The organism is Allobosea sp. UNC402CLCol (genome assembly GCF_000745475.1).
Classification (GTDB): domain Bacteria; phylum Pseudomonadota; class Alphaproteobacteria; order Rhizobiales; family Beijerinckiaceae; genus Allobosea; species Allobosea spartocytisi.
The window spans coordinates 770,309-776,785 of sequence record NZ_KN050692.1; the positions used below are offsets into that span (position 1 = coordinate 770,309).

Annotated in this window: 5 protein-coding genes and 2 pseudogenes; 3 read left to right on the top strand and 4 right to left on the bottom strand. The window is 64.1% G+C overall.

Translation table 11 applies throughout. From position 1 onward, the window contains the following. Positions 1–192: 192 nt before the first annotated feature. Positions 193–966, bottom strand: coding sequence for a molybdate ABC transporter substrate-binding protein (locus GY40_RS26290; RefSeq protein ID WP_051988543.1), 774 nt, complete (start codon positions 964–966; stop codon positions 193–195). A gap of 169 nt (positions 967–1,135) precedes the next feature. On the opposite strand from GY40_RS26290, the gene GY40_RS26840 reads away from it, so the two are divergent. Further along, complete coding sequence (locus GY40_RS26840; RefSeq protein WP_051988544.1) at positions 1,136–3,388, top strand: hybrid sensor histidine kinase/response regulator; 2,253 nt, start codon at positions 1,136–1,138, stop codon at positions 3,386–3,388. On the opposite strand, the gene GY40_RS26300 is transcribed toward GY40_RS26840, so the two are convergent. Both GY40_RS26300 and GY40_RS26305 read right to left on the bottom strand, forming a co-directional pair. Beyond that, positions 3,351–4,013, bottom strand: a complete 663-nt coding sequence (locus tag GY40_RS26300; RefSeq protein ID WP_038368625.1) for a response regulator transcription factor — start codon at positions 4,011–4,013, stop codon at positions 3,351–3,353. The two genes, GY40_RS26840 and GY40_RS26300, sit on opposite strands and share 38 nt — an antisense overlap. 434 nt (positions 4,014–4,447) lie before the next feature. Next, positions 4,448–4,645: pseudogene (locus GY40_RS26305) on the bottom strand (AtzE family amidohydrolase); the annotation flags it as partial. Between the two features lie 131 nt (positions 4,646–4,776). Between GY40_RS26305 and GY40_RS26310 the strand changes: the two are divergent. Further along, positions 4,777–5,280: a YciE/YciF ferroxidase family protein gene (locus GY40_RS26310; RefSeq protein WP_038368914.1), complete on the top strand. Its 504-nt coding sequence runs from the start codon at positions 4,777–4,779 to the stop codon at positions 5,278–5,280. Positions 5,281–5,471: 191 nt separating this feature from the next. On the opposite strand, the gene GY40_RS26315 is transcribed toward GY40_RS26310, so the two are convergent. Next, complete coding sequence (locus tag GY40_RS26315) at positions 5,472–5,660, bottom strand: hypothetical protein (RefSeq protein ID WP_038368630.1); 189 nt, start codon at positions 5,658–5,660, stop codon at positions 5,472–5,474. A gap of 248 nt (positions 5,661–5,908) precedes the next feature. On the opposite strand from GY40_RS26315, the pseudogene GY40_RS26320 reads away from it, so the two are divergent. Continuing rightward, positions 5,909–6,477 (top strand): annotated as a pseudogene (locus GY40_RS26320) (hypothetical protein); the annotation flags it as partial.

Consider the following 6,477-nt stretch of genomic DNA (forward strand, 5'->3'; position numbering starts at 1 on the left):
GGGCATGCGCCAGACGTTGGCCGTTTGCGCCTCTGGCTTCCTCGTTCACGCTCTACTTGCCGGAGCGGAGGCTACAGGGTTGCGCAGAACACGCTTACGCCCGCTCGGGCAGGCTCGGCATGCCCCGTACGACCTCGTGGCGAAGGCAGCGACAAGCCTCGACCGCCCGTCGCCGCCATCGTCAGCGAGCCCTTAAAGGGGTTCCAGGCCGTGCTTGCTCAAGGCGTCTTTCGCCTCGGTTGCGGCAAGCGCCAGGATCAAGGCGCGGGCAAGATCGGGGCGCCGGCTGCTCTTGTGCAGGCCAGCCGACCAGACGGTGTAGTTCTGGATATCTGCCGGCAGCGGGCCAAGATAGACGATGCCCTTGGCGTGGAGCAGTTCGCTGACCTGCTGAAATCCCAGCTGGGCGCCGCCGCTCGTCAGCAGGTCGCCGATCTGCGCTCCCGACGGGGGCTGCCTGATCTTGTGCTTGATCTTCTCGGCGACGCCGAGCCGCTCGAAGAGCTGCTCGAAATAGCGTCCGCTGGCGCCAGACGAAATTGCGATGGTTTCTGCTTTGAGCAAGGCCTGCCGAACGCCGTCGACGGTCGACATGTCCGGCCGGGGGGCATCGGCGCGGATGGCGGCTGCGACGGCGGAGCGGGAGAAGTCGGTCTTGCTCTCGGCTGCCACCTTCTCGGCGGAGACCATGCGATCGATCGCCTGCGACGTGGTCACGACGATGTCGAATTCCTCGCCGTCGGCGATGCGCTTCGTGATCGCCTCCGAGCCACCCCAGGTGAATATCACCTTGTGACCGGTGTCCTTGGCAAATCGGGACCCGATCTCCAGAACCGCTTCCTTGACCGCGTTTGGCGCGACGACTTTGATGTCCGCAGCATGTGCCGATAGGCCGAGGCCCGATGCCAGGGCGGCGACCAAGCACCGACGAAGCATCGCATTTCCGTCGAGGAGCAAGCTGAACATATCGACCTCCGGTATTGTCAGGGTCCTCGACCATGCTCGCCTCGGCGAGGTCCCAACAATCATCCATCCGTCCCGGAGCAGCCGGTCCTTTCGTACTGGTCCTTATGGTCCGGGCTGCTTGCAGCGGCGTATCCGGGCTATCATCGGGGCGATGGAAAGACGCGCTCCGTTGAACCTCGGCAATCTTGTCCGCAGGGTGCTGCCGCGCTCCCTGCTGGGCAAATACATTGCCTCGTTTGTCGCGGCCGTCGGCGTCCCGCTCATCGGCTACACGGTCGCGGACATCTGGCTCGCTTCGACCGAGCATCGCAACGCTCTGATCCAGATCCAGCGAGCCAACGCCGAAAACGCGGCGTTCCGGATCAGTCAGTTCATCCGGGACATAGAGGGTCAGTTGCGCTGGATGACGCATCTTTCGTGGGAGGAAAGCGACGGAAAGCAGCAACGCATCGATGCGCTGCGCCTCCTGCGGCAGGTTCCCGCCATCGTGGATCTCGCCTTGATGGATGAAAAAGGGCGGGAGCGCCTCTTCGTATCGCGCGTCAGCCTGGACCGCATCTCGACTTTGGCGGACAGATCCGGCGAGGTCGCCTTTCGCGATGCCACGAGCATGGGGGTCCACTACGGAATCGTCTATTTCCAGCGCGACAGCGAACCGTTCATGACGATTGCCCTCTCCGGAGCGCGTCGCGATAGCGGAATCGTCATGGCCGAGGTGAATCTCAAGCTCGCGCGGGACATCGTCTCCAGGATCCGTGTGGGACGCGAAGGCCAGGCCTACGCGATCGACCGCAACGGACGGCTCATCGTCCATCCCGATGCGAGCCTCGTTCTCAGGAATACCGATCTTTCGGCCACGATCCGTTCGATCGACGCCGATCCTGGCGCCGCCCTCCACCGCATCGACGGTCTTACGGGGCAGCCTGCACTGCTGGCGCAGGTCATGGTTCCACCGCTGGACTGGCGCGTCCTCGTCGAGTTGCCGATCGCCGAAGCCAACCAACCGCTGTGGCGAGCCCTGGAGCGATCGCTCGCCATCGCGCTGATCAGCCTGCTTGTCGCGGTGGCCATCGCGGTCGCTTTTTCGTGGCGGATGGCCCGTCCGATCCGTTTGCTGATGACGGGAGCGGCGCGGATCGGAGCCGGTCACCTCGATCATCGGATCATGATCGATACCTCAGACGAGATCGCGCAACTCGGCCGCCAGTTCAACACGATGACGGCCGAGCTGCAGGGCTCCTATGCGACGCTGGAGCGCAAGGTTGCCGAGCGGACCCAGGAGTTGACCGAGGCCAGCAGTGCCAAGTCGCGCTTCCTCGCCGCGGCCAGCCACGACCTGAGGCAACCCCTGCATGCGCTGAACCTGATGGTGGCGCAGTTGCGAGCCGAGACATCACCTGTCGAACGTGAACGTCTGGCACACAGGATCGAGCAGGCAGTGGCGTCGATCAACGGCCTTTTCGACGATCTCCTTGATATCTCCCGGATCGATTCCGGTGTGGTCCGCGCGGAGATATCGGCCTTTCCGATCCAGGCCGTCCTCGACCGCGTCGAGACCGCCTTTGCAGCCGAAGCGCAGGCGAAGGGACTACGCTTCAGCTGTCGGCCAAGTGAGCTCTGGGTGCGGAGCGATCCGGTTCTCCTGCAACGCATCCTCGGCAATCTCGTCGGCAACGCCTTGCGCTACACGAGACAGGGCGGCGTCCTCGTCTTGTGTCGCCGGCGCGGGGGGACGATCAGGATCGAGGTCTGGGATACCGGAATCGGCATCCCGCAGGACAAGTACCGGGAGATTTTCTCGGAGTTCTATCAGCTGGCGCCCGTTGGCGCGCTGCGCGGCGAGGGACTGGGGCTGGGCTTGGCGATCGTGACCCGGCTATGCCAACTCCTGGACCATACGATCGACGTCGTCTCGCGCGTTGGAAGAGGCTCGCGCTTTTCCGTCTGCGTTCCGGCTGCCATGGCCGAAGCTGGCGCATCGTCATTGGCCGAGGCGCCTGAGGCATGGGACGATCCATTGCAGGGCGCACGCATCCTGATCGTCGACAATGACGCCGACGTGCTCCAGGGAACCGCCGGGTTGCTGGGCCTATGGGGCAGTCAAACGGTGACTGCGCAAAACCGCAACCAAGCCCTCGAGCGTCTTGGAAACGTCGCCCCCGACCTGATGATCGCCGACGTGCATCTCGATGAGGGCGAGGACGGCGTGCAGTTGGTGGAAGCGCTCAGGGAGCGGTTCATGGTCGCGTTCCCGGCGCTGATCATCTCGGGCGATGTCTCCAAGAGCACGCGTGAGCGCATCTTGGCCCAGGGCCTGCCGATGCTTGAAAAGCCAGTGGCACCCGCCAGGCTTCGTGCCGCCGCGACCCGCCTGCTGAGGTCCGCTACCCGGCCGCAGGCTTCGACCAGCCGAGGCGAGTGACAGCGAGCACGGCCTCGGTGCGGCTGCCTACACCGAGCGTCTTCAGGATCGACGAGATGTGATTTTTGACCGTCGGCTCGGCGAGCCCGAGTGCCCTGCAGATGAGCTTGTTGTTCTTGCCTTCCATAAGCAGCGCGAGCACGTCGAGTTGCCGGTCGGTGAGACCAAGAGACTGCAGGGTGGGCGTCACGGTCGAGCCGCTGCCAGCGGCGAGCGCTGCGGTCTGCTCGGGATGCAGCACCGCGGGCGGGACATAGACGCCGCCCGCCAGGACGAGCGAGAGCGCTCCGATCAGGACTTCGCGCGTCTCGGTCTTCGGGATGAAACCCTGGGCCCCGAGCGCCAGTGCATCACGGATCGTGGACTGCTCCCGATCTCCCGAGATCAGGACGACAGCGACGGTCGGGTGCCGTTCCACCAAGGTCGCCAACAGCGACAGCCCGTTCTGATCGGGCAGATGAAGATCCAGCAGCACAAGATCGATGTCATCATCCTGTTCGAGCGTCGCCAGCGCTGCCGCGGCGTCAGACGCTTCCAGCACGATGCAATCGGACCGGACCACCTGCAACACGCTGCGCATGGCTTCGCGGATCAGCGCATGGTCATCGACGACGAGAAACTTCATGCGGGGCCGAGACTGACATCCAAGAACCGGCGACGATGTTGCCGCACGGCAACCTAACATGGATCATTCGTCGAAGAAGATGTCCGGTGTGAGCGGCATCACCGCCAAGCGCCCCGGGCGGCCGCAGGGCCGGGGAAAGACAATCTCGGACCGACGCGGGCGGGCATGCGCACGGCCTCTATCCGTCAGGCCGGTCGGAGCTTCCGATTTAGTAAGGGGCGGAAGCGGCCGGGTCGGTCCCGAACGTCCGTTTGCTGACGAGATCCCAAGTTCCGCTTCTGGCGCAACTCGCCCGGACGAGCGACCGACGATTTTGGCCCGTTGCGGACATTGCGAACGTCCGCTTCGCGGCGGCAAGCTCGACGATCCGCGGTGCGACCCAAAGTATCCGTTGCAAAATCCGCTGCCGTCAGATCATCCCTTGCGCAGGCGATTCAGTCATGGTCCAGCCGCGGAGGCTGGGCGGAAGCGACCTGGGCGCGAGCGACGGCATAGGCTGCGCGCAGGCAGATATCCTCGCGCCAGGGCGCCGCGATGAGCTGAACGCCGATCGGCAATAAGCCCCCGAAGACGGGCACGGCCGCCACCGGCAGCCCGACGCAGGAGATCGGCTGCGTGAACAATCCGATATTGCGGTCCCAATCTCGGTTTCGCTGGCCTTTTGCACTCTCTGTACGGCATCGAACAATCGATGGGAGCGCAGGAACGCGCGCTGCGCAGCCCGGTTGGGCGGAGACACGCAACGCCAGATCAGGAGATGATGATGGGTTGGTTTTCCAAGGACATCGCCACGATGGATGATCTCTTCGTCCATACGCTTCGGGACGTCTACTATGCCGAACATCAGATCAGGAAGTCGCTTCCCGACATGATCGAGAAGGCGACAAGCCCAGAGCTGAAAAGCGGGTTCGAGATGCATCTTCGCCAGACCGACGGCCATATCGATCGTCTGAAGCAGGTCTTCCGGCTGCACGGCGTCGAGGAGAAGGGCATCACCTGCCCCGCAATCGACGGCATCCTCGAGGAGGCGAGCGATATCGCCGGCGACGTGGCCGACAAGCAGGTCCTGGATGCCGCGCTGATCGCCGCTGCCCAAGCCGTCGAGCACTACGAGATCACGCGCTACGGCACCCTCGTCGCCTGGGCCAAGCAACTCGGCCGCGACGATTGCGCTTCCCTGCTGCAGCAGACCCTCGAGGAGGAGGATGCAACCGACCAGAAGCTGTCGAAACTTGCGCTCAGTGGGATCAATCGAAAAGCGGCCTGAGGGATCCTGCTGCAATGACGCCACTGTACGGTCCGTACAGTGGCGGAACGACTTGAGCGCTCGATCGTTTTGAGGCTGATGTCGGAAAGGCCCGAATTTTTCTTGCGGAAGCTCAGCCTTGGTATCGAGCTGTCGCCGGAGGACAGGGCAATGCTCGCCGGGCTTTGCGAGACGCTCGGTAAGACTGGCAGCTATTCGCCGGCGCCCGCCGCCGGCTTGTCGTCCGGCTTCACACGCGGTTTGTCGGCATCGCCAGTATCCTTTTCGGGATCGGGATTGATCGAGACCCTCGGGGTCGCCTCCGTCCCCGGATCGCCCTGGATCGATTTCACGCGCTGCTGTTCTTCAGGGCTGAGCTTGTTGCCTTGGCCGTCTCGCATGGGTGCCTCCTGTCTGGAATGCCCCCCAAAGGAGAACGGGCCTCCATCACGGGAGTTCCAGCCCGCTCACGACTCGACACGGGATGGCCGGGTACGCCCGTCAGGAACCAATCCGCTGCGACGGCTGTTTGCCTGTCACTTTCGCTCATCAGCAGGAGGGGCTCATGGACAGTATCATTTATCTCGTCGGTCTCGTGGTGGTCATCATGGCCATCCTGTCGTTCCTCGGTCTTCGATAGGAGTTCGCCATGTCCATGTCTGGAACGGACGTCGTCGTCGCTCCCGTGACCGTCAACAAGGAGAACCGCTCCTATGTGCAATGGGGACCGATCATCGGCGGCGCGGTGATCGCGACCGCCATCTCAACCATCATGACGGTCTTCGGCTCGGCGATCGGCCTGTCGATGGTCTCAGCCGATTTCGAAAGGAGCTCCAGCGCCACGGCGCTGGCAATCGCCGGCGCCCTCTGGGCGCTCTGGGTCATGGCCTCCGCCACGATGGCCGGCGGCTATCTTGCAGGCCGCATGCGCCAGCCGAGCTTCGATGCCAATGGCGAGGAGCGCAGGGTGCGCGATGCAATCCATGGCCTCCTCGTCTGGGCGACCGGAGCGCTCCTGATCACCATCGTCGCGACGTCATCGCTGTTCGGCGCGGCGAAGACGGCCGCCAACGGTGTCGCGAACGCCGGCTCGGGCGTGGCGTCGCTGGTGTCGCAGAATGCCGACCCGCTCGCGATGGCGCTCGACAACGTCATGCGCGCCAACGGCCAGCAGCCGCCAACCGCCCAGGAACGCGACGAGGCCTCCCGGATCTTCGT

Bases quoted from the DNA above. Each gene is read 5' to 3' on its own strand.
- GY40_RS26290 (WP_051988543.1), bottom strand. From the start codon at position 966: ATGTTCAGCTTGCTCCTCGACGGAAATGCGATGCTTCGTCGGTGCTTG.
- GY40_RS26300 (WP_038368625.1), bottom strand. From the start codon at position 4,013: ATGAAGTTTCTCGTCGTCGATGACCATGCGCTGATCCGCGAAGCCATG.
- GY40_RS26310 (WP_038368914.1), top strand. From the start codon at position 4,777: ATGGGTTGGTTTTCCAAGGACATCGCCACGATGGATGATCTCTTCGTC.
- GY40_RS26315 (WP_038368630.1), bottom strand. From the start codon at position 5,660: ATGCGAGACGGCCAAGGCAACAAGCTCAGCCCTGAAGAACAGCAGCGC.